The 24,929-nt window shown below is 73.7% G+C and carries 24 protein-coding genes and 1 pseudogene; 9 read left to right on the top strand and 16 right to left on the bottom strand.

The genetic code is table 11. The features are described 5' to 3' along the window. The first annotated feature begins 52 nt into the window (after positions 1–52). Positions 53–1,435, top strand: a complete 1,383-nt coding sequence (locus ACLJWH_RS22695) for an L-serine ammonia-lyase (RefSeq protein WP_411143578.1) — start codon at positions 53–55, stop codon at positions 1,433–1,435. A 377-nt stretch (positions 1,436–1,812) separates the two neighbouring features. On the opposite strand, the gene ACLJWH_RS22690 is transcribed toward ACLJWH_RS22695, so the two are convergent. The 6 genes from ACLJWH_RS22690 to ACLJWH_RS22665 all read right to left on the bottom strand — a co-directional run bounded on the left by ACLJWH_RS22690 (position 1,813) and on the right by ACLJWH_RS22665 (position 6,602). Next, a complete protein-coding gene (locus ACLJWH_RS22690; RefSeq protein ID WP_411143577.1) occupies positions 1,813–2,856 on the bottom strand; it encodes an HNH endonuclease in 1,044 nt (347 codons plus the stop codon). Further along, positions 2,853–3,593 (bottom strand): class I SAM-dependent methyltransferase, encoded by a 741-nt coding sequence (locus tag ACLJWH_RS22685; protein ID WP_411143576.1) that lies wholly within the window; start codon positions 3,591–3,593, stop codon positions 2,853–2,855. The genes ACLJWH_RS22690 and ACLJWH_RS22685 overlap by 4 nt, the downstream gene beginning before the upstream one ends. Positions 3,594–3,673: 80 nt before the next feature. Beyond that, on the bottom strand, positions 3,674–3,928 hold the full coding sequence (locus tag ACLJWH_RS22680) for a hypothetical protein (RefSeq protein ID WP_411143575.1): 255 nt from the start codon (positions 3,926–3,928) through the stop codon (positions 3,674–3,676). Positions 3,929–4,485: 557 nt separating this feature from the next. Further along, positions 4,486–5,196 carry a phosphatase PAP2 family protein gene (locus tag ACLJWH_RS22675; protein WP_411143574.1) on the bottom strand — a complete coding sequence of 237 codons (711 nt, stop codon included), beginning with the start codon at positions 5,194–5,196 and terminating at the stop codon, positions 4,486–4,488. Continuing rightward, positions 5,193–5,798: a phosphatase PAP2 family protein gene (locus ACLJWH_RS22670; RefSeq protein WP_411143573.1), complete on the bottom strand. Its 606-nt coding sequence runs from the start codon at positions 5,796–5,798 to the stop codon at positions 5,193–5,195. Before ACLJWH_RS22670 ends, ACLJWH_RS22675 begins: the two co-directional genes overlap by 4 nt. Positions 5,799–5,906: 108 nt before the next feature. Further along, positions 5,907–6,602 (bottom strand): DedA family protein, encoded by a 696-nt coding sequence (locus tag ACLJWH_RS22665; protein WP_411143572.1) that lies wholly within the window; start codon positions 6,600–6,602, stop codon positions 5,907–5,909. A gap of 114 nt (positions 6,603–6,716) precedes the next feature. On the opposite strand from ACLJWH_RS22665, the gene ACLJWH_RS22660 reads away from it, so the two are divergent. After that, a complete protein-coding gene (locus ACLJWH_RS22660; RefSeq protein WP_411143571.1) occupies positions 6,717–7,178 on the top strand; it encodes a BlaI/MecI/CopY family transcriptional regulator in 462 nt (153 codons plus the stop codon). After that, positions 7,175–8,134 carry a M56 family metallopeptidase gene (locus tag ACLJWH_RS22655; RefSeq protein ID WP_411143570.1) on the top strand — a complete coding sequence of 320 codons (960 nt, stop codon included), beginning with the start codon at positions 7,175–7,177 and terminating at the stop codon, positions 8,132–8,134. Before ACLJWH_RS22660 ends, ACLJWH_RS22655 begins: the two co-directional genes overlap by 4 nt. Positions 8,135–8,170: 36 nt before the next feature. Here the strand turns inward: ACLJWH_RS22655 and ACLJWH_RS22650 are convergent, their stop codons facing one another. Further along, the gene (locus ACLJWH_RS22650; RefSeq protein WP_411143768.1) at positions 8,171–9,577 is read right to left on the bottom strand and encodes an ATP-binding protein; all 1,407 of its coding nucleotides are present in this window, start codon (positions 9,575–9,577) and stop codon (positions 8,171–8,173) included. A gap of 136 nt (positions 9,578–9,713) precedes the next feature. Then, a complete protein-coding gene (locus ACLJWH_RS22645) occupies positions 9,714–10,529 on the bottom strand; it encodes a response regulator transcription factor (protein ID WP_411143569.1) in 816 nt (271 codons plus the stop codon). A gap of 207 nt (positions 10,530–10,736) precedes the next feature. Between ACLJWH_RS22645 and ACLJWH_RS22640 the strand changes: the two genes are divergently transcribed. The 4 genes from ACLJWH_RS22640 (at position 10,737) to nadE (ending at position 15,792) form a co-directional block, all read left to right on the top strand. Then, positions 10,737–12,188 (top strand): glycosyltransferase family 4 protein, encoded by a 1,452-nt coding sequence (locus ACLJWH_RS22640; RefSeq protein ID WP_411143568.1) that lies wholly within the window; start codon positions 10,737–10,739, stop codon positions 12,186–12,188. A 167-nt stretch (positions 12,189–12,355) separates the two neighbouring features. Then, positions 12,356–14,179: a hypothetical protein gene (locus tag ACLJWH_RS22635; protein ID WP_411143567.1), complete on the top strand. Its 1,824-nt coding sequence runs from the start codon at positions 12,356–12,358 to the stop codon at positions 14,177–14,179. 160 nt (positions 14,180–14,339) lie between these two features. Beyond that, positions 14,340–14,894: a GH25 family lysozyme gene (locus ACLJWH_RS22630; protein WP_411143566.1), complete on the top strand. Its 555-nt coding sequence runs from the start codon at positions 14,340–14,342 to the stop codon at positions 14,892–14,894. Positions 14,895–14,961: 67 nt separating this feature from the next. After that, entirely contained in the window at positions 14,962–15,792 is an 831-nt protein-coding gene (nadE, locus tag ACLJWH_RS22625; protein WP_411143565.1) for an ammonia-dependent NAD(+) synthetase, read from the top strand. Between the two features lie 87 nt (positions 15,793–15,879). On the opposite strand, the gene ACLJWH_RS22620 is transcribed toward nadE, so the two are convergent. Continuing rightward, positions 15,880–16,167, bottom strand: a complete 288-nt coding sequence (locus ACLJWH_RS22620) for a hypothetical protein (RefSeq protein ID WP_411143564.1) — start codon at positions 16,165–16,167, stop codon at positions 15,880–15,882. 167 nt (positions 16,168–16,334) lie between these two features. Between ACLJWH_RS22620 and ACLJWH_RS22615 the strand changes: the two are divergent. Both ACLJWH_RS22615 and ACLJWH_RS22610 read left to right on the top strand, forming a co-directional pair. Beyond that, a pseudogene (locus ACLJWH_RS22615) lies at positions 16,335–17,078 on the top strand (FtsX-like permease family protein); the annotation flags it as partial. Between the two features lie 330 nt (positions 17,079–17,408). After that, on the top strand, positions 17,409–17,756 hold the full coding sequence (locus ACLJWH_RS22610) for a hypothetical protein (protein ID WP_411143563.1): 348 nt from the start codon (positions 17,409–17,411) through the stop codon (positions 17,754–17,756). 98 nt (positions 17,757–17,854) lie between these two features. Here the strand turns inward: ACLJWH_RS22610 and ACLJWH_RS22605 are convergent, their stop codons facing one another. The 7 genes from ACLJWH_RS22605 to ACLJWH_RS22575 form a co-directional block, all read right to left on the bottom strand. Continuing rightward, positions 17,855–18,685: a cytochrome c biogenesis CcdA family protein gene (locus ACLJWH_RS22605; RefSeq protein WP_411143562.1), complete on the bottom strand. Its 831-nt coding sequence runs from the start codon at positions 18,683–18,685 to the stop codon at positions 17,855–17,857. Then, a complete protein-coding gene (locus tag ACLJWH_RS22600) occupies positions 18,682–19,473 on the bottom strand; it encodes a DsbA family protein (RefSeq protein ID WP_411143561.1) in 792 nt (263 codons plus the stop codon). Before ACLJWH_RS22600 ends, ACLJWH_RS22605 begins: the two co-directional genes overlap by 4 nt. 59 nt (positions 19,474–19,532) lie before the next feature. Then, positions 19,533–19,961 carry a hypothetical protein gene (locus ACLJWH_RS22595; RefSeq protein WP_411143560.1) on the bottom strand — a complete coding sequence of 143 codons (429 nt, stop codon included), beginning with the start codon at positions 19,959–19,961 and terminating at the stop codon, positions 19,533–19,535. Between the two features lie 484 nt (positions 19,962–20,445). Further along, entirely contained in the window at positions 20,446–20,973 is a 528-nt protein-coding gene (locus ACLJWH_RS22590) for an ATP-binding protein (RefSeq protein ID WP_387809767.1), read from the bottom strand. Positions 20,974–21,249: 276 nt separating this feature from the next. Next, entirely contained in the window at positions 21,250–22,017 is a 768-nt protein-coding gene (locus ACLJWH_RS22585) for an enoyl-CoA hydratase/isomerase family protein (RefSeq protein WP_411143559.1), read from the bottom strand. 79 nt (positions 22,018–22,096) lie between these two features. After that, positions 22,097–23,338 carry a L,D-transpeptidase gene (locus tag ACLJWH_RS22580; protein ID WP_411143558.1) on the bottom strand — a complete coding sequence of 414 codons (1,242 nt, stop codon included), beginning with the start codon at positions 23,336–23,338 and terminating at the stop codon, positions 22,097–22,099. Between the two features lie 242 nt (positions 23,339–23,580). Further along, a complete protein-coding gene (locus ACLJWH_RS22575; RefSeq protein WP_411143557.1) occupies positions 23,581–24,900 on the bottom strand; it encodes an Ig-like domain-containing protein in 1,320 nt (439 codons plus the stop codon). Between the last annotated feature and the right edge of the window lie 29 nt (positions 24,901–24,929).

The raw sequence follows: 24,929 nt of genomic DNA, 5'->3' as shown, positions 1-24,929 counted from the left end.
CCTGCCCCATTGCTCCACCGTCCACCACGAGCAGACAAGGGAGTCCGCCACCGTGGCCATCTCCGTGTTCGACCTCTTCTCCATCGGCATCGGGCCGTCCAGCTCGCACACCGTCGGCCCGATGCGTGCCGCCCGGATGTTCGTCGGACGCCTCAAGAAGGACGGTCTGCTCGCCCAGACGGCCTCGGTGCGCGCCGAGCTGTTCGGTTCGCTCGGCGCCACCGGCCACGGCCACGGCACCCCCAAGGCCGTCCTCCTCGGCCTGGAGGGCCACTCCCCGCGCACCGTCGACGTGACGCGCGCCGACGAGGAGGTCGAGCGGATCCGCACGACCAAGCGGCTGCGGCTGCTGGGCGCGGAGATAGGCACCGACCACGAGATCGACTTCGACGAGTCGACCGAGCTGATCCTGCACCGCCGCCGCTTCCTGCCGTACCACGCCAACGGCATGACGCTCTACGCGTACGACGCGACCGGCGCCCCGCTGCTGGAGAAGACGTACTACTCGGTGGGCGGCGGCTTCGTCGTCGACGAGGACGCGGTCGGCGAGGACCGCATCAAACTCGACGACACCGTCCTGACGCACCCCTTCCGCACCGGCGACGAGCTGCTGCGGCTCTCCCGGGAATCCGGTCTGTCCATCGCCGCGCTGATGCTGGAGAACGAGAAGGCGTGGCGCACCGAGGCGGAGATCCGCACGGGGCTGCTGGAGATCTGGCAGGTCATGCAGTCCTGCGTCGCCCGCGGCATGTCCCAGGAGGGCATCCTGCCGGGCGGTCTGAAGGTCCGCCGGCGGGCCGCGCACTCCGCCCGCCAGCTGCGCTCCGAGGGCGACCCGCTGGCGCACGCGATGGAGTGGGTCACCCTCTACGCCATGGCCGTCAACGAGGAGAACGCGGCCGGTGGCCGGGTCGTCACCGCGCCCACCAACGGCGCGGCCGGCATCATCCCGGCCGTCCTGCACTACTACATCAACTTCGTGCCCGGCGCGGACGAGGACGGTGTCGTCCGCTTCCTGCTCGCCGCGGGCGCGATCGGCATGCTCTTCAAGGAGAACGCCTCCATCTCCGGCGCCGAGGTCGGCTGCCAGGGCGAGGTCGGCTCCGCCTGCTCGATGGCCGCCGGCGGCCTGGCCGAGGTGCTCGGCGGCTCCCCCGAACAGGTCGAGAACGCCGCCGAGATCGGCATGGAACACAACCTGGGCCTGACCTGCGACCCGGTCGGCGGCCTCGTCCAGATCCCGTGCATCGAACGCAACGGCATGGCCGCAGTCAAGGCCATCACCGCCGCCCGCATGGCCCTGCGCGGCGACGGCCGCCATCACGTCTCCCTCGACAAGGTCATCAAGACCATGAAGGAGACCGGCGCCGACATGAGCGTCAAATACAAGGAGACCGCCCGGGGCGGGCTGGCGGTGAACATCATCGAGTGCTGAGGGGACAGGCCCTGACCAGTGCTTTCGCTTCTTTCAGCGCTGTCGGGGCCTGCTCCGCCCACGCGGTGGAGAGTCCCTGGAACCTCCCTGGGATGGGCGGGGGAAGTCCCTGAAACGTCCCTGTGAGGTTGTGGGGATGTCCCCGAGGGGATCGATCGCTCCGGGCCGCTCCCCGCCAGGGGGGATTCCGGTCCGCCGCGTCGCATGAGCCCGTCTGATCACCGCCTTCTCCCCAGCCCGGTGACCTTGACCGGGGGCAGGCCCGAGGGCGCCGTCGCCGGGCAGGTTGTCGGAGCCGCCGCCGTGGGTGAGGGCGGTGTCTCCGCGCCGGGTGACGCGGTCCGGTTCGTCGTAGGAGGCGGTGTGTGCCCCCGCCGTCAGGAGACCAGTCCGCGCACCTCGCGCAGGAACTCCGGCCAGCCGCCGGGGCCGCGGCCGTTGCCCGGGGCCGCCAGGCTGAGCTGAAGCGTCCGTTTGAGCGGAACCGGGGACTCCATGATCGCCGTATTGCGGCGGGCGAGCCGCCGGAGTTCGTCGTCGGTGGGCAGTCGGTCGCTCTTCACGCTGTTGCACGTCTCGTGGGCGGGGGCGAGGTTCCACAGTTGGTCCAGATCGGGGCCGGACCAGCCCGAAACGCTGCCGTAGCGCTTCATGAGGGCGTACGGAAAGACATGGTCGACGACGGTCCTGCACTCCGGCGTGATGTCATCTCCGCAGGTCAGGCAGCGGCCGTGCTGAAAGCCGATGACGGCCTCGGTCACCCCGGCCACGGACCGCCGCCGCTGGGTGTCGGTGAGCACCGAGGCCGCCCGGTCGACGGTGAACCCGTCGGCGATGAGGCTGCGGCCGATGCCCGTGGCGAAGGAGTTCTCGACGATGCTCCACCGCGCCCCCAGTTCCGCCCGGAGTCCCGCGGCCTGCTCCGACCGCGCCACCCGGTGCAGGTCGTCGGTGAGCCGCACGATCCGGCGCCCCGGACCGCGGGAGCCGCCCGCACTCCCCGCACTGCCCGTCACTTCGTAGAAACGGTGCCGGGGTTCGGGGATGCCCCGCAGGTTGTGGAACTTCTGCAGCACCATCCCGGGCAGGGAACGCACCGCCGCGTCCAGCAGCCGGTCGGTGGGGGTGCCGAGCCGCCGTGACTCCGCGCTCTCGGCGGCGACGACGGCCAGGAAATCCGCCGCGCCGACCGGTGTCCTCTCGGACGCCTGCGGGGCCCGCGCGGCGTGCTCGACCAGGCTCATGGCGTAGGGGACCGCGAGATCGCGCAACGGCACCTCGGCGTGCCCCTGCCGGGCGAGGTCCAGGAGGGCGGCGCCCAGCGCGAACTTGTACGTACGGGAGTTGGCGCCCATCAGCACCGCCAGCCGCCACGACGAGCGGGCGGACGGCTCCACTCGGTAGAACTCGCTTCCCGTCATATCCGCCCCTTCTCCAGGACCAGCCGGCTCCAGTGCACCTCGTCCCGGCCGAGCTCATCGCCGTTGGCGCCGGTGTGGATCACCCGCAGGCCGCAGCGCCCGGCCGTCGCGGCGGTTTCCTCGGCGGACACGTCGAACATCCGCCGGTCCTCGGGCAGCGGCCCGTGCCGCAGCGAGACGAACAGCCGCCCCGACGGGGCCAGCAGGTCGTGCAGCCGGCGCATGGCCGGCTCACGCTCGGCCTCGTCCAGATGCATCCACACCGCGGAGAGGAGGATCAGGTCGAACGACCCGGTCAGCGGCGTCAGCGCCGGGAGTGCTCCCGGCAGCCATGCGACGGGCACGTCGTCGTGCAGCCGCCGGGCCACCTGGCGCAGCTCCCGGACGGGCTCGACGGCCACCACGTCATAGCCGCGCCGGGCCAGCGCCGCGGCGTCGCGACCCGTGCCGGCCCCGATGTCCGCGGCCCTGGCCGGTGCGCCGGGCAGCAGATGCAGGACGTCGCGATGGACCGTCTCGAAGCTCACGCTCTCGTACCGCTCGGCCAGCACCGCCGCGGAGCGGGCGTAGAACCTCTGGACCCCGGAGACGGCGTCTTCCTGTGGATCCGGCGCACGCGGATCGTCGGCCCGGACACCTCCCTGCCCGTCGTCCCGCTCGCCGTTCCGGATGCCGCCCCGATCGCCGCTCCGGACGCCGTCCCGATCACCGCTCCGGCCGTTGCTGGATCTCGTCATGCCGAAAGGCTAGAAGACCCCACTGACAATCCGGCGCGGAGCGGCGGCGGTACGGGGGCGGGCGGGTACCGCGCGGCCGGTTACCGGCCGATCTCCCAGGCGAACGGCGGGAGTTCGCGGGCCCGGGAGTAGATGTCCAGGGCGCGGGCCGCCGCGACGAACGGGTGGACGCGGGCGCCGTCGAGGCCGGCCAGGAGGCGGGCGCAGTGGTGGACGCAGCCGGCCGCCTCCCGGCCGTGCCGGTCCACGATGGTGGCGGCGTCAGGCGGGCCGTCGCACGGCGTCGGGTCCTTGTCCGCCGCGGCGGCACAGCGGCCTTCCGGGGCCAGTGACACGGACGGAGCGAGCGGCGCGGACGGGGCTCGTGGCAGGGACGGGGTGAGTGGCGCGGGCCGGTCCCACGTTGCGGGCCGGTCGGACGTTACGGATTGGTCGGACGTTACGGGCGCTTCGGCCGGGTCAGTCGGGTCAGTCGGGTCAGTCGGGTCGGCCGGGTCGGCCGGGTCAGCCGGGACCCGCGGCCCGGCCGGACCAGGTGAAACGGCCGCGTCACGACGGTCCGGGTCGCGGCGGTCCGGGTCACGGCTGTCCGGGCCGCGGCGCTCCAGCTGGTCGCGGGGCCCGTCCATCGGGCCGTGGAGCTGATGGTCCATCGTTGCTGTCCCCCAGATGGCGCTGCCTCACGTGCTCGCTGTCGGTGCGGGTGCCGGCGGCCGTTGCTGCCGGTCGCCGGAACACAGGACAGTGCTACTCGGCAGGGACCACTGCCATGCCGCATTGGGAAAGAACTGGACCGATCCTCATCGATTCATGGCCATAAGTGTTATCAGCGTTCGAATTGTGGGAGCGGTGCCGGCCGCCACGCACCCGGCTTGTGGGGAACTCGCCCGCTTTACGGGGAAGGGGTGCCCGGGTGCCGGGCGGTGGCGCGGCGGGAGTACACGAAGGGTTCCGCGAGGAGGGCGAGGGCCAGGACGGCGGTGGCGAGCAGCCAGCCGGCCAGGACGTCGCCCGGCCAGTGGACGCCCAGATAGACACGGGTGGCGCCGATGGCGACGGCCCAGAGGGCGAGCAGCGCGCACCAGAGGCGGGCGGTGCCGCGGCGGGCGTACCGCCGGACGCCCCAGGCCAGGATTCCGGCCGCCAGTACCGCGGTGGTGGAGTGGCCGGAGGGGAACGAGAAGCCGGAGGCGGGCCCGGCCCAGTCGGCGGCCGACGGGCGCGGGCGGGCGATCAGTTCCATCAGGCCGTAACGGATCGCCTGGCCGACGGCCAGCGCGCCGACGGCGCAGATCACCGCGTGGAGGCGGCCGAGCGCGCCCCGGCCGGCCAGCAGTCCGGCGAGCACCGCCATCAGGTACGGCACCAGGCCGGTGCCGGTCGCCGTGAATACCCGGGCCAGGGAGCGCCACGGCTGCCCCCGGTGCGCCGTGGCCCAGTCGTGGGCGGCCTGTTCGGCGGGCAGCGGGGCTCCGTCGCGTACGGCGACGACGACGGACACGGCGGCGAACAGCGCCGCGCAGACCACCGCGAGGGCTACGAGCGGGCCGGTACGGTGCGTCCGGCCGCCCGCCGCCCCCGGTGCCCGCCCCTTCGGTGTCACCGCGCCGCCACCAGGGGACGCAGCCGGGTGGCCGAGAGGCGGTCGACGGCGGGCGCCGCACGGCGGGCGAGCAGGGTGAGCGGCCACGCGACGAGGGCGCCGATGAGCAGACCCACGACGACGTCGTGCGGGTAGTGCGCGCCGACCCAGATCCGCGAGGCCGCCATCAGGAGCGCGGCCGGGACCGCGATCCATCCGAGCCGGCGGCCGCACAGGACTATGGCGACCGCGGCGGCGGCCGCGATGGCCGAGTGGTTGCTGGGGAACGACCAGTCACCGAGCGCCGGACACGCTTCGACGGTGACCGTGTGGAGCGTCTGGCAGGGCCGCTGTTCGTTGAAGAAGCTCTTGATCACGTCGTTGGCGACATAGGCGACGACGACGGCGACGGGGGCGGCCAGCGCCATCGCCATGGCGGTGGATCCGGCGTGCCGGGCCCGCCACCAGCCGATCAGCATCAGGACCGCGAAGAGCCCCAGTCCGTAGTCGGTCCAGTAGGAGACCAGGGTGTTCAGGACGTGCGGGGCGCGCTGTGCGAGATCGGTGATCCAGGTGTACAGGCCGCCGTCGATCGAGGCTCCGCCGAGGGCGAGGGTGGTCACTGGGGGTCTCCTTGGCGGATCGGTGGGGATACGGTGCCGGGTCGGTGCTGATGCCGGTACCAGTGTTACGGATGTTCCGGGGACTTCGGATACGGGCGGATCGGTGGTTCAGGAGGGCGGCGGGGCCGACGGGTCGGGCTGCGCCGCCGGCCGCCGGCGGGACCGCAGCACCTCGACGGCGAGCGGGGTCAGCGACGCGATCACCACGAGGGCGACCAGCGGCAGCAGATAGCGGTCGACGTTGGGGATGGACGCACCCAGCGCGTATCCGGCGAGGGTCAGGCCGAAGGTCCAGATCAGGCCGCCGGCGGTCTGCCAGAGGGCGAAGGTGCGGGCGGGCACGCCGAGGGCGCCCGCCAGCGGGTTCAGCACGGTCCGCACGACGGGGACGAAGCGGGCGAGCACGATGGCCTTGGCATGTCCGTAGCGCGCCAGATACTCCTCGGCCCGGGTCAGTCCCGCCCGCAGCCGGTGGGCGCGGCCGCGGGCCAGGAGGGCGCGGCCACCGCGCCTGCCGATCCAGTAGCCGGTCTGGGATCCGGCGAGCGTGCCGACGGCGGCGGCCGTCAGGACCTGCGGCAGCGAGAGGTGCACGGCGCCGCCCGCGCCCGGGGCGCAGAGCAGTCCCGCGGTGAACAGCAGGGAGTCGCCCGGCAGGAAGAAGCCGACCAGCAGGCCGGTCTCGGCGAACAGCACGACGGCGACGCCGAGCGCGCCGAACGCCGCGAGCAACGAGCCGGCGTCCAGGACATTGACGGCCTGGGTGACGGCTGTCACCGATAGGTCCGCTGCGGCTGCGGGCATGTCAGTGGGCCCTCCCATAATGGGTTCCGGGCCTGCCGAACGACCGGCCCGGCCGACTACAGTCGCGTAGACGGTCTACGGAACTGTAGACGAAAGAAAGGTGGCGGGCGTTCCGTGTCGGAGACACCACCCGCGCAGCGGCGCCCCGCCGGCGAGCTGGAGGCGAGCGTGCTCGCGGCGCTCTGGTCGGCCGAAGGCCCGCTGAGCCCCGCCGGGGTGCAGAGTGCACTGGGCACCCCGCTCGCCCGTACGACCGTCACGACGATCCTCACCCGGCTGCACGGCAAGGGCGCGGTGTCCCGCTCCCGGGCCGGCCGCGGCTATGTCTACTCGCCGATACACGACTCCGCCGGGCTCACCGCCCGCCGGATGCGCAGCGAGCTCGACAAACAGGACGACCGCGGCACCGCGCTCGCCCGCTTCGTCTCACAACTGACCACGGAGGACGAGCAGTTGCTCCGCTCCCTCCTGGACGAACCGGACGGCCCCGCACCGGACGGACCGCCCGCCGCGGCGCCGCCCCGTGCGGCGGGACCGGCCGCCGCGCCCCTGCCCGGCCCCGGCGCCGCCCCGTGATCTTCGCCGCCTGGATTCCGCTGCTGATGCCGCTGCTCGCCGTGCCGGCCGCCCGCCGGCTGGCGGAGTCACTGCCGCCGCGCGCCGCCGCCTGGCTGCTGACGGGCTGCGCCGCCGCACTGGCCGCGTGCACGACCGCGGCGCTCGGCCTGCTGCTGGCCGCCGGTGCGCTGCGGCTGCCCCCGGTCGCCGCGCTCGGCCATCTCTCGCTGCCGCTGCTCGGCGGCGAACCGGCCGTGACCGTCCCCGTGGCCTGTGCCGCCGGCGCCGCACTGGCCGGCTGCGCCGCCGCCGTCGGCCGCCGCGCCCGCCGCCACCGCACCGAACTGCGGGCCGCCCGCCGCGCCGCCGACGCGCACACCGCCGCGGGTGATCTGTGCGTGCTCCCGGACAGCGCCCCCGACGCCTACGCCCTGCCGGGCCGCCCGGACCGGGTGGTGGTCACCGCCGGGATGCTGCGGGCCCTGCCGCCGGCCGAGCGGGAGGCGCTCTTCGCCCATGAGCGCGCCCATCTCACGGGCCGCCACCACCTCTTCCTGCTCACCGTCGCACTGGCCTCGGCCTGCCATCCGCTGCTCCGCGGGCTGCGCGCGCCGCTGGCCTACGCGCTGGAGCGCTGGGCGGACGAATCGGCCGCCGCCCGGGTCGGCGACCGCCGGCTCACCGCCCGCGCCATCGGCCGCGCCGCGCTGGCCGCCCGCCCGCACGAGACGGCGCGGCACCGGCCCGGCACCGCCCTCGCCGCGACGGCCGGTCCGGTCCCCCGCCGGGTGGCCGCGCTCCTGACTCCCGCCGCGGCCCCCGGCCACCCGCCGATACGCCTCCGCTCCCGCGGCCTTCGCCTGGTCGCCGCGGCCGTGCTCGCCTGCGTCGCCTGCTCCACGGCCGCCGCCGTGGACGCCGCGGCCGACCTGCACAACTCGGTGGAGACGGCCCAGGGGGACACCGGGAGATAGGGCAGAGAACGGGAGGCAGGGAGACGGGGCGGCGCGCTACCTCGGCCCCGCCCCCACGTCCCGCCCCGTCCCGGTTCTGCTCCCCCGTCCCGTGTCCCACCCCGGTTCCGTCCTCGCCGCTGTCTCCGTCCCCACCGTGAAGCCGAAGGTGGCACCGCCGCCCGGCCGGTGGGTGGCGAAGGCGTGGCCGCCGTGGGCGGTGGCGATATCGCGGACGATCGCCAGGCCGAGGCCGGAGCCGGGCAGGCCGCGGGCGGCCGGGGCGCGGTAGAAGCGGTCGAAGACGCGGGTGCGGTCGGACTCCGCGATGCCCGGTCCCCGGTCGAGGACCTCGATCCGGGCACCGGTGACCACGACCTCGATCGGCTCCGTCCCGCCCGGGTCGAACTTGGCGGCGTTCTCCAGCAGGTTGGCGAGCGCCCGGTGCAGCGCGACGGGCCGGCCGCCGACCACCGCCGGGCGCTCGGTCCGCACGGTGATCTCGCGGCCGGTGCGCCGGCGGGCCGGTGCCGCCGCGGCCTGCGCCACATCGGCCAGGCGTACCTCGGTCAGCGGGCCGCCGTCCCGCTGTCCGGCCGCCAGCTCCACCAGTTCGTTGACCAGGTCGGTCAGTGCGCGGGATTCGCCCGTCAGGTCGGCGAGGAGTTCCGCGCGCGCGTCCGGGGGCAGTTCGTCGAACCGCTTCAGCAGCGAGATGTTCGTCCGCAGCGAGGTCAGCGGGGTGCGCAGTTCGTGCCCCGCGTCCTGCACGAGCCGCTGCTGGTCCCGGACCGAACTCGCCAGCCGGCCGAGCATGTCGTCGAAGGCGCGCCCGAGCCGGGCGACCTCGTCCCGGCCCGCGACCGGGACCGGTACGTCCAGCCGGCCGTGCTCCGCCACGTTCTCGGCGACCGCGGTGAGCCGGACCAGCCGACGGGTGATCCGGCGCGCCAGCCACCAGCCGGCGGTCCCGGCCAGCACGGTGACGGCCGCCGCCCACAGGGCGGTGCGCCACTGGAGGTCGGAGAGCATGGCCTCGGTCTCGCTGAACTTCTGGGCGACCTGCACCGCCCCGCGGCCACCGCCGAGCGCGACGGTCGCGACGTGGTACGCCTCGTCGCCGATGTCCGCCTCCCGCTCCAGACAGTGGCCCGCCGCCGCGGCCGCGGCGATCGCCCGGTCCTCGTCGCCGACCGGGAGGGCCGGGCGCCCGCGGTCCACGGTCCGCCCGTCGGGGCCCAGGACCTGGACGTCGGTGCGGTGCGGCCGGGCGAGGACATCGCGCGGCCCGACGTGGTCGGGGTCGGAGCGTACGTAGTCCACCGGCCGGTGCGGCTGCTCCTGCACCTGGGTCCGCAGCTCCGCGACCACCTCGGAGAACACCGACCGCTCGTCCACCCGCACCAGCCGGGCCGCCGCGTCGTAGCTGAGGAAGCCGACGAGTACGGTCACCGCGGCGGCCATCGAGGCGAAGGCCACCGCGAACGCGGTCCGCAGGCTGGCGGGTCTACGGGTCCGCAGCCAGGTGCCCAGCCGGCCGCCCGGCCGGCCGCGCCGCCGGCGGACGAGGTGCGCGAGCCGTCCCCCGCTCCCCGGCACGTCAGTCCTCCCGCAGGACGTAGCCGACGCCACGCACCGTGTGGATCAGCGGCCGGCGGCCCGGCACATCGACCTTGCGCCGCAGATAGCCCACGTACACCGCGAGGTTCTTCGAGCCGGGGCCGAAGTCGTATCCCCAGATCCGGTCGTAGATCGTCGAGTGGTCCAGGACGATCCCGGCATTGCGCGCCAGCAGTTCGAGCAGCTCGAACTCGGTCCTGGTCAGCTCCAGTTCGCGCGGTCCGCGCCAGGCCCGCCGGGACAGACCGTCGATCCGCAGATCGGCCGCCTCGACGACGCCGCTGTCCACCGCTCTGGTGTCGTACGCCTCGCCGTTCCCGCCGTTCCCGCCTTTCCCACCGGCACCGGCACCAGCGCCGGCACCGTCGCCCGCACCGGTACCCGAGTCCGCCGTACCGGCCGGCCCGTCGGCGCCCGCCCGTCCCGCCGGTGCCGTACGCCGCAGCAGCGCCCGCAACCGGGCGAACACCTCCTCCACCTCGAACGGTTTGACGACGTAGTCGTCGGCGCCGGCGTCCAGCCCGGCGATCCGGTCCGCCGTGTCGACGCGGGCGGTCAGCATGAGGATCGGGGTGCGGTCCTGTTCCGCCCGCAGCACCTGGCACACCTGGAGCCCGTCGATACCGGGCATCATCACGTCCAGCAGGATCACATCGGGGCGCTCAAGGTGCGCGGTGGCGAGCGCCTGGATCCCGTCCGCGACGGCGGTGACCCGGTACCCCTCCAGGGTCAGGGCACGCTCCAGCGCGGTGCGGATGGGGCGGTCGTCCTCGGCGAGCAGTACGGCATAGGTCACCCGGCAAGTCTGCCAAGGCCCGGACCGGGCGGCGCCGGGCGGCCGGTACCGCCATGGCTTTCTTACCGGGCTCTCACCCGGGCCACGCCGTGGGCTTACCCCGTGACGTCACGGTTGCCCCGTGCCGGCCGGGCCGGCCGCGGCGGCCTGTCGTGGCATGGGCACCGGCCGGCCGGAACGACTCGGCGCGCCTCGGGAAGACACCGCATGAAGAGCACGGACCACACGCAGCACACACCGCACACGCCCGGCACCCCCGGTACGCCCGGCACCCCCGGCACACCGCACACGACGCACTCACCGGACACGGCACACTCAGCGGTCCCTGTCCCCGTCCCCGTCCCCGTCCCCGCACCCGCGACGGCGACCACCCCCGCCACCGCCCCGCGCCTCAAGATCGCCCTCCTGCTGCACAACGCCTATGCCATCGGCGGCACCATCCGCACCACGCTCAACCTCGCCGCCGCCCTCGCCGGACGGCACGACGTCGAGATCGTCTCGATGCTGCGGCATCGCGAGGTACCGCGGTTCACCGTGGATCCCCGGGTGCGGCTGGTGCCGCTGGTGGACATCCGGGTCGGCAGCGACGATATGGCGGATCCGCTCTTCAGCGAGCCCGCGCTGGACTTCCCGGCGGCCGAGAAACGGCACCACCAGTACAGCCGGCTGGTCGACGTCCGGGCCGCGCGGTATCTGCGGGCCAGCGACGCGGACGTCCTGATCGGCACCCGGCCGGGCATCAATGTCTACCTCGCCAGCTTCGGGCCGCGCCGGGCGCTGCGGATCGCCCAGGAGCACCTGCGGCACGACGCGCACAGCAAGCAGCTGCGGGCCGAACTCGCCCGCCACTACCGGACGCTGGACGCCGTGGTCACCACCACCGAGGCCGATGCCGCCGTCTACCGGGCGCGGATGCCGCTGCCCGGCGTACGCGTACTGGCCGTGCCCAACATCGTGCCGGCGCCGGCCGGACCGCCGTCCGACGGCACCGCGAAGGTGATCGCCGCGGCCGGCCGGCTGGCTCGCGGCAAACGCTTCGACCTGCTCATCGAGGCGTTCTCCGCGGTCACCGTCAAACACCCGGACTGGCGGCTGCGCATCCACGGCGGCGGTGCCGAACGCACCCGGCTCCAGGGGCTGATCGACGGACTCGGACTCGCCGGCCGGGCGGAGCTGACCGGCCCGCGGTCGCCGATCGAGACGGAGTTCGCCGAGGCGTCCATCGTCGCGTCGGCCTCGGACGCCGAATCGTTCGGCATGACGATCGTCGAGGCGATGCGCTGCGGTGTGCCCGTCGTCAGCACCGACTGTCCGCTCGGTCCGGCCGAGATCATCCGGCACGGTACGGACGGGCTGCTGGTGCCGCGCGGCGACGGGCGGGCGCTGGCCGGCGGCCTGATCGACCTGATCGAGGACCCGGCACGCCGCCGCCGGATGGCCCGCGCCGCACTGGAGGGGTCCGGTCGCTACGACCCGGAACCGATCGTCGAGCGCTACCGGCTCCTGTTCCGGGAGCTGCGGACGACGCGCCACCGCCGGGCCGGGCAGCGTGCGCTCGGGCAGGCCCGCGCCCGCGTCCGCGGTCTGCTGCGGCGGTGCGGACGGCGTCATCTCGCGGTGCCCCGGTACGACTCCGAGGCCGCCTCGACGCCCCGCTGAGCGGCCCCGCGACCGACGGGCCCATTCCGGCCGGGAGGACCGGACCGGGCCCGCCGCCGGTACGCACCCGTGGAGGGCGCGAGGCGGTACGTGACGCGGCGGCCGATGCCTGGGACAACGGACGTTCCCGGAATCACCGGAATCCCAGGAACTCCAGAGGGACGACAGTGACCTCAGCACGGATCCCACCCGCCGCCGCCGTATCCGCCGCCGTATCCGCCTCCGTATCCGCCTCCGTATCCATCCGATCCGCCACTTCCGCCTCACCGGTCGTCCACGCCTGGCACGCGCTGCGTACGCTGTGCGCCCCGCACGCCCTGCGTGCCGTCCGCGCACCACGCCCCGCCCGGCCGGCCGCACGTCCCACCACCGTCCCCTGGCCGGCGCTCATCGCGCTCGGCTACGCCCTCGTCCAGTTCCTCGTGGTCCTCCCCACGCAGCCGGCGCTCGGCTGGGACGAGTCGGTGTATGTGTCGCAGAGCGACCCGCGCACTCCGGCCGCGTTCTTCAGCGCGCCCCGTTCGCGCGGCATCAGCTACCTGGTGGCCCCGATCACCGCCGTCTCCCCCTCCGTGCCGCTGCTGCGCGGTGTGCTCGCGGTCGCCTCCGCCGCCGCGCTGTACGGCGCGTTCCGCGGCTGGGCCCCGCTGCTCGGCCGCCGTACCGCCGCGCTCGCCGCACTGCTCTTCGCCGGGCTGTGGATCACCGAGCTGAGCGGCTCCCAGGCGATGCCCAACCTCTGGGTGGCGCTGGGCGCGGTGGCGGCGGTCGGCTGGTTCCTGCGGGTGCCGGACGAGCCGCGCGCCCGGTGGTGGCTGGCCGGCACGCTCGCCTGCTGCGCCCTGCTGCGTACCCCCGACACCGGCTGGGTCACGCTGCCGCTGCTGGTGACGGCGGTGTGCGTACGGCGCCTGCGCCCGGCGCTGCCCGCGCTGCTCGGCGGTCCGGCGCTCGGCGGGGCACAGTGGGTGGCGGAGGCATACGCCCGGTTCGGCGGGATCGCCGGGCGGCTGCGCGTCTCCAGCGCCACCGAGGGCGGCATGGGGCTGCACCACGGTTTCGGCGCGGGTGCCGGTGCGGCGCTGCGCAGCCTCAACGGGCCGCTGCTCTGCCGCCCGTGTGACCACTACACGCTGCACCAGCCCGCGCTGGCCCTGTGGTGGCTGGCGCTGCCGCCGCTCGCCGCGGCCGCGCTGCTGGTCGCGGTGCGCCGCGGCCGCCCGCTCGCGGTCACGGCCGTGCCGCTGGTCTGCGCGGCCTCCGTCGCGGTCCCGTATCTGCTGCTCCTCGACTACTCGGCGCCGCGTTTCCTGCTCCCCGCGTACGCGCTGCTGGCGCCGCCGGTCGCAGCGCTGGCGGCGGGCGCGGTCCGTCACTCCCACGCCCGCCGGTCCGCCGCCACCACGCATCCCGCGCCCGCCGCGCGCGGTCGCCGCCGGACGAGGAACCGGCGCGCCACCGGGACGGTACGTATCGGCGCGCTCACCCCTGCCGGCCTCGTGATCGGGGCCGTCCTGGCGCTCCATCTGGTCAGCCAGGCAGCGGTGTTGACCGGTACCTCGGCGCAGGCCGCGGTGGTCGCCGACCGCTACCGGCAGGCCGCCCGCACCCTCCGCCGGCTCGGGCTGCGCCCGCCCTGCCTGGTCGTGGGCCCGCACGCGCAGCCGGTCGGCTACCACGCGGGCTGCGCCTCCGCCGACACCGAGGGCAACAACCGGTCGATCACCCCGCGGGCGCTGCTGCGCCGGGCCGCGCACGAGCCGACGGCCGTCCTCACCGCGGGCGCGGGCCCCGGCACCGCGCCCGCGCCACCCGCCTACGCCCGCGCCTGGACCGCACACCCGCTCCCCCGTACGGGCGGCTGGCTCGCCTACCTCGCCCCCGCGGCGGCGGCCACCACACCTCACCGGGAACCACGCACGGCACATACCCCACCGCGGCCACAGCTCCCATCGGCCCCTGTGGCCCCGGCGGCCACTGCTGTCCCCTGAGGCTCACCGGAGTCCCGAAAATCGCTCCGCATTCCCCAACCCGCCTCTGATACAAGGAACTTCCGCAGCACTTTCCGGCGTCTCCGGTCCTGAACATGCTGAACTGCTGCGACGCAGATGACGCTTCGAAATCGCAGGTCCGATCGGCAGGAGGCCGCTCATGCTGCATGGTGTCGATGTCAGCTCGTACAACACCTCATATTCCGCGGAGGGGTTGGACTTCGTGTTCGTCAAGGCCACCGAAGGCCGTTCCTATGTGAATCCGAACCAGTCCGCCCAGGCCGCGAAGGCCCGTAACGCGGGGTGCGTGGTCGGTTTCTACCATTTCCTGTGGCCCGGGAACATCGCGGCGCAGGCCGCGTACTTCGTCGAGAAGTGCGCCTCCGTCCAGGGCGACCTCCTGGCCGCCGACTGGGAGACCACCGGCTCGGGGACGGCGGCGAGCAATGCGGAGAAGGACCAGTTCCTCAAGGAGGTCAAGCGGCTGCGGCCCACGCACCGCGCCCTGCTCTACTGCAACCGCGACTTCTGGCTCAACCGCGACAGCACCTCCTATGCCGCCGACGGCCTGTGGATCGCCGACTACGTCACCGCCGGGAAGCCGCGGATCAAGGCGAACTGGCGCATCCACCAGTACACCGACCAGCCGCTGGACAAGAATGTGGCGGACTTCACGAGCAAGGCCGCCCTCAAGTCGTGGGCACACCCGGCATAAGGTCTTACGGAACCACCGGCACCACCCGGTCCGCCGGCACGCGGACCGAGAACCAGGAGGAGCGGCCGTGACCGACCCGGCGTCCAAGGCCCTGCAACAGGAGATCGCCCGGGATCTCCAGGTGAGTGCGTCCTTCGACGCCGAGCGGGAGATCGAGCGCCGGGTGGCCTTCCTCACGGACCGGCTGACGTCCACGGGCCTGCGCTCCCTGGTCCTGGGCATCAGCGGCGGCGTCGACTCCACGACCGCGGGCCGGCTCTGCCAGCTCGCGGTGGAGCGGGCCCGCGCCACCGGGCACGCGGCCACGTTCTTCGCGATGCGGCTGCCGTACGGCGTCCAGGCCGACGAGAAGGACGCCCAGCTGGCGCTGGACTTCATCCGCGCCGACCGGGTGCTGACCGTGGACATCCGCCCGGCGAGCGACGCGGCGCTGGAGGCGGCGGTGGTCGGCGGTGTCGCCTTCCGCGACGCCCATCACCGGGACTTCGTCCAGGGGAACATCAAGGCCCGCCAGCGCATGATCGCGCAGTACGCGGTCGCGGGCGCCCACGAAGGGCTGGTCGTGGGCACCGACCACGCGGCCGAGGCGGTCTCCGGCTTCTTCACGAAGTTCGGCGACGGCGCGGCCGACGTGGTGCCGCTGGGCGGGCTGACCAAGCGCCGGGTACGGGCCGTGGCGGCGGCCCTCGGCGCCCCGGCCGAGCTGGTCACGAAGGTCCCGACGGCCGACCTGGAGACGCTCGACCCGGGCAAGCCCGACGAGGACGCGCTCGGCGTGAGCTATGACGAGATCGACGACTTCCTGGAGGGCGGGCCGGTCACCGACACCGCCTTCCGGACGATAGTCCGCCGCTACCGCCTCACCGACCACAAGCGCGCGCTCCCGGTCGCGCCCTGACCGCACCGGGACCGGGTGCCGCCCGCTCCCCCGGGGCCGCCACACCGTGGCCGCCCCGGACCGCGCGCCTGCTCCCTGTCCGCCCTCTCAGCAGACATGGCAGGAGATCTCGGTGGGGTCGCCGATGCCGCGACGGGCCGGGACCCCGTGCCCGAAGCCGTCCTCCCGGAGCGGACGGATCGCGGTCCGGGCCCAGCCGTAGAGCCGCTGGCCGTGCGCGCCCGCACCGGCGGAGACCCGCTTCCCTGCCTGCCGCGGCAGGCTGTCGGCCAGGTCGCGGACCTCGGCGTCCCTGCCGTCGGTGGTGGTCACGGTCTCGTTGACCTTGGTGGCCGGCACCTGGGCGACGTGCCGCTCCTCCGGCCAGGCCCGCATGTGCCTGACCTGGCCGTCAACAGCTGCGGCTCGATGCCCGCCTTGGCGGTGTGCTGACGGACCTGCGGGGCACGGTCGGCGGGGTCGTAGGCCGAGGAGGGGGAGGCGGTGGGGTGCCGCCGTGAACTCGCCGGCCCGCCTCAGGTCGGAGTGGCGAAGTCATGACGCCGGCTCCGGTGATCGAACTGCGGGACGCCACCAAGTCCTATCCCGGCGGCATCCAGGCCCTGCGCGGGGTGAACCTCACCGTCGAGGAGGGCGGACTGCTCGCCGTCGTCGGCCCGTCCGGCTCCGGGAAGTCGACGATGCTCCACGTCCTGGGCACCCTCGACAAGCCCACCACGGGCACCGTCCGGGTCGCCGGGTACGACGGCCACCCCACCACCCGTCTTCGAGCGCTCCACGGACGCCTCGGTGGAGGACGTACGGGCCGTCCTGGCGCGCACCATCAGCCCCGGCAACGAGGCGGGCGTCAAGGTCTCCCGTCCCTCGGGCGCGCCGGCCGCCAAGGCCGCCACCGACGAGGGCCTGACGACCCTGATGCTCGGCCTGGGCGCGGTGGCCCTCCTGGTCGGCGGTGTCGGCGTCGCCAACACGGTGGTCATCTCCATCCTGGAGCGCCGCCAGGAGATCGGCCTGCGCCGCTCGCCGGGCGCGACCCGCAACGCGATCCGGCTCCAGTTCCTGACCGGGTCGCTGCTGCTGTCGGGCCTGGGCGGGGCGGCGGGCGCGCTGCCGGGCGCGGCGGCGACATACGGCTTCGCGCACGTCCAGGGGTGGACGGCGGTCGTCCCGCTCCGGTCCCTGGCGGGCGGCCTGGCCGCCACCCTCCCGATCGGCGTGGCCGCGGGCCTCTGTCCGGCGATCCGTGCCTCCCGCGCCACCCGACGGTGGCCCTGAACGCGACGTGAGGCGACGGCGTACGGGGCGCCCTCATGCGGCGGCGCCCGTACGCCTCGCAGCACGCCCCGCTGCCATCCCGGCGAGCACCGCCTCCGCTGGTCGCACTTCCGACGCCGCAGCCAGGCACGAGCACGCCACTGCCACTGCCACTGCCACTGCCACTGCCACTGCCACTGCCGGCAACGAAGCCACCATCCCCACATGTCATGTGCCGGTAAGGGGGCGGTCACCGTTTCGGTGCTAAACCGTGGGTGGGAACGGGCATGCATGAGGCCATGGGAAGCCGCGAAGTGCGATCGGAAGATCAACTGTCAGTGGGGCCGCCTACGCTCCGAGGCATGGGTTACGCACACCTGCGCGAACTCCAGACCGCGCTGACCACCGCATCCGATATCGCCTCGGCCCTCCGAGCCGAGCCCACCCGGCGCGACGCCGACCAGCTCGTCGACGTCCTCCGGCGAGCCCTGACCGCCGCCAGTTCGCTGGGCGCCGAGACCGGCCCGACGGGCTGCGCCGTGCATCCGCACGGCGCGGTGGACCCCTTGTACGGCGACCCGGAGGATCCCCTCCCGCCGGGCTACGGCAGATGTCTGCTGTGCAACGACCGCCGCCGCCGGGCCGACGCCCACCGCCCGCGCCCGCAGCCCCATCCACGCTTCCGGCGCCACTGGCGGCAGAGCGCGTAGCGGGGGCGCGGGCACCGGGGCGGGGTCCCGTCCCCCGGCCCCGTCCCGGTCCGGCGGCGCGCCCGCCCGGCTGCCCACGGCGCCCCGTCCGCGGCCGGTCAGTCCCGCGGCTTCTTCTGCGGCCGCAGCGCGATACGGCCGAGCACCGCGGCGACGACGAGCGCGACCACCGCGATCAGCACGAAGTCCGGTACGCCGTTGCCGAAGTCCCGTACCCACTCCTCGACACCGACTTCGGCGTCCGCGTCCAGGATCCCGGGCAGGGCGCTGGTCCCGTTGAAGAGCAGGAACAGCACGCCGATACCGATGAAGAAGACGCCGGACAGGGTGGACGTGGTGTGCAGCCGCAGCTTCCCGAGGGTGATCTCCCGGCCGCGCAGCCAGCCGCGGGTGCCGAGCTTGAAGCGGTCCCACAGCAGCGCGAGCACGAACAGCGGCAGCGCCATGCCGAACGCGTAGACGGCGAGCATCGAGGCGCCGTAGACCGGCGAGCCGCTGACCGCCGTCACGGTCAGCACCGCGCCGAGGATCGGGCCTGCGCAGAAGCCCGCGAGGCCGTAGACGCAGCCGAGGAGGAAGGTGGAGACGGCCGACCTCGGGGTGATCTTGGCGGCGGCCGCCTGGGCGCGCCGGGAGGCGAACCCCAGGCCCAGGATCTGGGCGACGCCCATCGCGATGACGACCCAGCCGCCGACGGCGATCAGCAGATCGCGGTGGCCGTTGAACAGCCGGCTGGCCGCCGTGCTGGCCGCGCCGAGCGGGACCAGCGTGGTGGCCAGCCCCAGGTAGAACACACCGGTGCGGGCGAGCAGTTTGCCCGGGTGCGAGAGGGAGTACGCGAAGAACGCCGGCAGCAGCAGCGCACTGCACGGGCTGAGCAGCGCGAGGGTGCCGCCGAGAAAGGCGGCGAGGTAGCCGATATCGGTCACTTCGCGGCCCCCTCGGTCTTCTTCGCCGCGGTCGCCGCGGCCTCCTTGACGACCTGCTCGAAGGTGCCGGTGGGCTGGGCGCCGGCGATCGGCCGGCCGTTGACCAGGAAGGACGGCGTGGACTGGACACCGAGCTGGTAGCCCTCGTCCTGGTCCTTCTTCAGGGCGCGCTCGGCGTCCGCGCTCTTGAGGTCGCTGCGGAACTTGTCGAGGTCCGGGACGCCGCTCGTGCGGGCCATCTCGACGAGCTTGTCCTCGGCCAGCGCGTCGCCCTTGCGGGTCTTGGCGTACAGCTCGTCGTGCAGCTGCCAGAACTTGCCCTGCTGCCCGGCGGCCCAGGAGGCGCGGGCGGCCCGCTCGGAGTCGGCACCGTAGATGGTGAAGTTGCGGAACTCGATGCGCAACGTGCCCGCGTCGACGAACTTCTTGACCAGCTCCGGCTGGGTCTCGCGGGTGAAGCGCCCGCAGAACGAGCACTGGTAGTCGGCGTATTCGACCAGGACCACCGGGGCGTCCTTCTTGCCGATCGCCAGCGGGTCACCGGCCACCCGGCGGCTGGTCAGCTTGGCGTACTCCTCGTACATCCGCTGCTGACCGGCGTCCTCCTCGGGCGGTACGGAGGCGGCGGCCTCGGGTGTGCCGGTGCCGGTGGCGGCCGGCGCGGCATCGTCGCGGTTTCCCTCGACGGCCTTGCCGACGGCGACGCCGATGGCGATCACCGCCACGATGAGCGCGAGCACCGCGCCGATGGCGGCGATTTTGCGGGTGGGAGAGGCGGAAGCGGACATGCGGAAGCTCCAGACGTACGGAAAGGGGAAAACAGAGCCGGGTGCGTCGGGGCGGCGGCCTATATCCGCAGTACGGGGAGGAGCGCGAGGTGGTCGGTGGCGGGCGCGCCGTCCGTGGGCGGCCGGGCGAGCGCGAACTGCGCGGGTACGTCCGCGGCGAGCGGCACCGAGCCGACGGCGGCGGGGGCGAGCGGCTCGGCGCGGTGCTGGGCGGGCAGCGGAACGGATTCATCGGGCCCCGGCGCATGCCGGCCGGAGCACTTCTTCGGCGCCTCGGCGACGGCGACGGGTGCGGCCACGTGGCGCGGCCCGCCGGCCTCCGTACCGGAGGGGGCGCCGGCCGCCGGGGGCTGCGTCCACGCGGCCGTGGCCGACCGGCCCGCCGCCGACCACAGCTGGTCACCGCCGATCCGGCAGAGCAGCGGTGCGAAGGTGACGGCGAGGAGGAGCAGCGGGGTCAGCACGGCCGACCGGCACACCGGGCGCATCTGCCCTCCTCCCTCCCGAAGCGGCGCGCGAGCATGAACAGCCCATCCTACGGACCGCCACCGCGCGACCGGAGCACGGACCGGCCATTCAGCGCGCGCTGCGCGAGGGGCGCGGTCACCGCGTTCACCGGACGTGCCGGGCACCGGCCGCCCACCGACCCGTCCTCCCGCGCTTCCTCCGCATAACCATCAAAGGAATCGATTACCTAACCGGCATTTGAAAGGCTGGTGGCGTAGCTCACCTTGGATCGCGCACCCATTATTGGCATTACCGCCACATGTGTCCGTAATCGCACCTTTGGCCAGGTCGCGGCCGACCTGCGATAGTCGATCCGAGCGACCCCCTTGACCCGGGCCAGTCGTACACGACCCCGCGGGCACACCCCTTCCGCCCGCCGGAGGTCGGCACCGGGGCCCCGTCCGCGCCACCCCGCGGGAGGGCCCCGGACCCGTTTCCGGGACCGCGCCGGACGGGCGAGGGGCGCTACCGGTCCGTGACCCGCATCTCGAACCAGGTCGTCTTGCCGCGCGGCAGCAGATCCACGCCCCAGCGGTCGGAGAGCTTGTCGACGAGGAAGAGGCCGCGCCCGCTCGTGTCCATCTCGTGGACCGGCATCAGGCACGGCAGCCCGCGGGACGGATCGCGCACCTCGATACGGATCCAGCCACGGCGGCGGAGCATCCGCAGCCCGAAGGTGCGGGCGCCGGTGTGCCGCACGGCGTTGCCCACCAGCTCCGAGACCAGCAGCACGGCGTGCTCGGCCAGCTGGGGCGAGAGGGACCACTGTTCCAGGAGGACGGAGGCGGTCAGCCGGCGGGCGGTACCGGCCGACTCCGGACGTGAGGGCAGCCGGACCTCGTCGAGGGTCGGATCGCCGACCAGATCGAGCGCCGCGGACACCGGGCCGCCCCGAGTCGGCGTCGTATCCCTGTCCGCTCCGGGGAGTTCCCGGTGTGCAGCGGCCGTGCCGCACCGCGGCCGCGGCCGCTCCATTCCTTCGAGGCCCGCCATGCCCCCCATCATGGCTGCTACCTGCCCCCACGGGAGCGGAACCGACGGAATGCCCGGCCCCGGAGCAGGGGCACCCGCACCCGCTCGGGACATATGCCAGCGGCGCTTCAGGCTTCCGGTGCGGACCGCTGACCTGCGACAACCTCGCGTGTTCGAATGATCGTCAGCGAGCGCGGACAAGGTTCCCTTAAGGCCCCATTAAGCTTTCCGCAATTCCCCCACACGAGGCATCGCATCCCGGCCAAAACCGCGTCCGCACCGTCAACCCCGGCTTTCTCAGCGGAACTTGGCCTTACCGGGCCCTTCCTCGACGAAGCTGCGCATACCCGTCTCCCGGTCCTCGGTCGCGAACAGCCCCGCGAACCAGGTGCGTTCGATGGTCAGACCGGTGTCGAGGTCCGTCTCCAGGCCCGCGTCGACGCATTCCTTGGCGGCCCGCAGCGCCAGCGCCGGACCGGCCGCCAGCCGCGCCGCCCAGGCGTGCGCCTGCGCGTAGACCTCGGCGGCCGGCACCACCCGGTCGACCAGACCGAGGGCGAGCGCCTCCTCGGCCTTCACCTGACGGCCGGTGAAGATCAGGTCCTTGGCCTTGGCGGGACCCACCAGCCGGGCCAGCCGCTGGGTGCCGCCGGCACCCGGGATCAGACCGAGCAGAATCTCAGGTTGGCCGATTTTGGCGGTGTCGGCGGCGATCCGGAAGTCGGCGCAGAGCGCCAACTCGCAGCCGCCCCCCAGCGCGTAGCCGTTGATCGCGGCGACCACCGGCTTGGGGATCCGGGCGACGGCGGTGAAGGACTCCTGCAATGCCGAGGAGCGCAGGACCATGGCCGGATGGTCCATGGCCTGCATTTCCTTGATGTCCGCGCCGGCCGCGAACACCTTCTCGCCGCCCCAGATCACGACGGCGCGCACATCGTCGCGGCGGGTGGCCTCCGCGGCCAGCTCGCGCAGCCGGTCCTGGGTGGCGGTGTCCAGTGCGTTCATCGGCGGGCGGTCCAGGCGGATGGTGCCGACGCCCTCGGCGACCTCGAAATTCACAGTCATACAGGGAAGGTTAGTACCCGTTAACGCGGCGGGGAGCGGCGCACTCCGGCCGGAGTGCGCCGCTCCCCGCCGCCTTCCCCTAGCGGCCCGCCTTCCACTGTGCCCAGGGGAGGTTCCAGCCGCTGAAACCGTTGTCCGGCCGGATCGTCCTGTCGTGCGAGTTCTTGACGATGACGACGTCGCCGAGCAGGGAGTTGTCGTAGAACCAGGCGGCCGGGGTGGCACTGTCGCCGCCGCCGCGCTGGTCGAACAGGCCCACACAGCCGTGGCTGGCGTTCCGCTCGCCGAACGTCTGCTTGCCCGACCAGTAGTTGCCGTGGATGAAGGTGCCGGACGAGCTGAGCCGCATCGCGTGCGGTACGTCCTTGATGTCGTACTCGCCGCCGAAGCCGACGGTCTCGCCGTTCATCCGCGTCACCGCGTGCTTCTCGCTGATCACCATCTGGCCGTTGTAGGTCTCGGTGCCCGGCGCGCCCGCGCTGACCGGGATGGTCTTGACCGTCCTGCCGTCGCGGACCACGGTCATCATCTTCGACGCGGCGTCCACGGTGCTCACCTGGCTGCGGCCGATGGTGAACGAGACCTCCTTGGTCTGGGTGCCGTAGACACCGGGGCGGCCCTCGACACCGTTGAGGCCGAGCTTGAGCGTGACCTTGGTGCCGGCCGCCCAGTACTTCTCGGGGCGGAAGTCCAGCCGGTCGTTGCCGAACCAGTGGCCTTCGACCGGTACCGGCGGCTCGGCCGTGACCTTGACGGCGTCCTCGACCGCCTTGGGGTCCGTGATGCCGCGGGTGAAGCGGATCGAGACCGGCATCCCGACGCCGACCCGCTGGCCGTTCTCGGGGGTGTACTGGCCGATGAAGGTGTTCTTGGGGACGAGGGTGGTGAAGCGGGTGTGCTCGGCGGCCTCGCGGCCCTGGCCGTCCACCGCTATGGCGTCGACGGTGTAGGTGGTCGAGGCGCCGAGGTGGCCGTTCGGCTGCCACAGGGTGCCGCCGCCGGCCGTCTTCCCCTCGATCTCGGTGCCCTTGGCGTCCTTGACCTTGACGGACGTGAGCCGGCCCTGCCGGGCGGTCACCTTGAGCGCGCCGCTGGTGGCGACGCCGTCCGCGCCGTTCTTGGGCTCTATCACCACGGCGGCCTGCGAGGCGGCGCGGTCCCCGGCCTTGCCGGCCGGCTGCTTCCCGGCGGCGCCGTCACCGCCGCCGCACGCGCTCACCAGCAGCAGCACGGAGCCCAGCGCCAACGCCAACGGACCCCCGCCCCGCCACGGTCTGCGCCGCCGGCGAGCCTGCTCCCCCGGTATCGGCTGCACGTTCACACCTGGCCCCTTTTCCCCTCGCACGGCCCGCACTCCCCCGCGCGCGGACACCTGCGGCCGCGCGCTTGCCGTTAGATAACCACACCGCACTGACACTCAACTCCCCGCCGGGGGCGGCGTTCAGTCCCCGGCGCGTGAAGTGACTCCCGCGTGTGCGGTCGGCAGCCGGAATCGCCCGCGGGCCGACCGGAACCGACCGGTTCCCGCGCCCGGTCCGGCGCATCGGGCCCGGCGCGCCGGGATCAGCCCAGGGCGGTGCCGGCCCGCCACTGCTGCCACGGCATGTTCCAGCCGCCGAGACCGTTGTCCGGCGCGACCGTGCGTTCCCCGGAGTTGCGTACTTCCACGATGTCGCCGATCAGCGACTGGCCGAAGAACCGGCCGGCCGGGGTGTCCCGGCCGCCGCCCTTGGTGTCGGGCAGGCCGATACAGCCGTGGCTGGTGTTGTCGTCCCCGAAGACGTCCGGCTCCGTCCAGTAGTTGCCGTGCAGGAAGGTGCCGGACGAGCTGAGCCGCATCGCGTGCGGTACGTCCTTGATGTCGTACTCACCGCCGAAGCCCACGGTCTTCCCGTCCATCCGCGTCACCTTGTGGCGCTCCAGGATCACCATCTTCCCGTTGTAGGTGGGGTTGTCGGTGTCCCCCGCGGTGACCGGCAGCCGCTCCGTCACCCGGCCGGAGCGCCGCACCGTCAGGGTGTGCGCCGCGACATCGACGACGCTGGTCTGGTCCCGGCCGATCCGGAAGTGGACCGTCTTGCGCTGCGTCCCGTAGGCGCCCGGCCCGGCCTTGAGGTTCCGCAGCCGCAGGTCCACCGTGACCTGGGTGCCCGGCCGCCAGGGCTCGCGCGGCCGGAAGTCCAGCCGCCGGGCGCCGAACCAGTGGGCGGCGATCTCGACGCGGGGATCCGCGGTGACCGTGATGGCCCGCTCCACGGCCGCGCGGTCGGCGATGCGCCGGTTGAACTCCAGCGAGACGATCATGCCGGTGCCGACCGTGGCGTTGTTCTCGGGCTTGAAGAAGCCGATGAAGCGGTGCGGGGGCATGGTGGTGCTGAAGGTGGTGTGACGGGCCACGCGGCGGCCCTCGCCGTTCACCGCCACCGCGTCGACGGTGTACCGCGCGCCGATGTCGAGCGGGCCGGGCGCCGGCCGCCAGCTCCGCCCGTCCGGCGAGATCCGGCCCGCGACGGGTTCCTGGCCGTCGCCCCCGGTCCGCCTGGCCTCGACCCGCTCCAGCCGCCCGTCCGCCACCCGGACCTCGAACCGCTCCCTGCGCCGCACACCCTGCGCGCCGTCGTCCGGGGCGACGATGATCTCCTCCTGGGAGCCCAGGACCCCGGCGACCACCTCCGCGATCCCGCAGCCGCCCGCCACCATCCCCACGAGCGCGATGACGAGCACGACGGCCGTACGGGCGCGGCGCGGCACCGTGCGCGGGGGCCGGGCCGCCGGCCGGGAACCGGGGCGGTCGTCCGGGCCGCCGCCGAGGCCCTCACGGGGATGGCCCCAGGGGCGGTCGCCGGGGTGGTCCTGCGGTCGGTCCTGCTCATGGCCGGTCATGACCGAATTGTGACGGATCATCCGTTCAC

Source organism: Streptomyces sp. x-80 (assembly GCF_046549095.1).
Classification (GTDB): Bacteria; Actinomycetota; Actinomycetes; order Streptomycetales; family Streptomycetaceae; genus Streptomyces; species Streptomyces celluloflavus.
Note: the sequence above shows the minus strand (reverse complement) of the source record. Positions and strands in the feature narration are given on the sequence as shown.

Coding starts and splice junctions, on each gene's coding strand:
- ACLJWH_RS22685 (WP_411143576.1), bottom strand. CDS start 3,593: ATGACGAGATCCAGCAACGGCCGGAGCGGTGATCGGGACGGCGTCCGG.
- ACLJWH_RS22620 (WP_411143564.1), bottom strand. CDS start 16,167: ATGCGGGCCTGGCCGGAGGAGCGGCACGTCGCCCAGGTGCCGGCCACC.
- ACLJWH_RS22575 (WP_411143557.1), bottom strand. CDS start 24,900: ATGACCGGCCATGAGCAGGACCGACCGCAGGACCACCCCGGCGACCGC.
- ACLJWH_RS22640 (WP_411143568.1), top strand. CDS start 10,737: ATGAAGAGCACGGACCACACGCAGCACACACCGCACACGCCCGGCACC.
- ACLJWH_RS22650 (WP_411143768.1), bottom strand. CDS start 9,577: ATGGCCGCCGCGGTGACCGTACTCGTCGGCTTCCTCAGCTACGACGCG.
- ACLJWH_RS22665 (WP_411143572.1), bottom strand. CDS start 6,602: ATGCCCGCAGCCGCAGCGGACCTATCGGTGACAGCCGTCACCCAGGCC.
- ACLJWH_RS22590 (WP_387809767.1), bottom strand. CDS start 20,973: ATGGCGGGCCTCGAAGGAATGGAGCGGCCGCGGCCGCGGTGCGGCACG.
- ACLJWH_RS22585 (WP_411143559.1), bottom strand. CDS start 22,017: ATGACTGTGAATTTCGAGGTCGCCGAGGGCGTCGGCACCATCCGCCTG.
- ACLJWH_RS22690 (WP_411143577.1), bottom strand. CDS start 2,856: ATGACGGGAAGCGAGTTCTACCGAGTGGAGCCGTCCGCCCGCTCGTCG.
- ACLJWH_RS22610 (WP_411143563.1), top strand. CDS start 17,409: ATGGGTTACGCACACCTGCGCGAACTCCAGACCGCGCTGACCACCGCA.
- ACLJWH_RS22595 (WP_411143560.1), bottom strand. CDS start 19,961: ATGCGCCCGGTGTGCCGGTCGGCCGTGCTGACCCCGCTGCTCCTCCTC.
- ACLJWH_RS22600 (WP_411143561.1), bottom strand. CDS start 19,473: ATGTCCGCTTCCGCCTCTCCCACCCGCAAAATCGCCGCCATCGGCGCG.
- ACLJWH_RS22630 (WP_411143566.1), top strand. CDS start 14,340: ATGCTGCATGGTGTCGATGTCAGCTCGTACAACACCTCATATTCCGCG.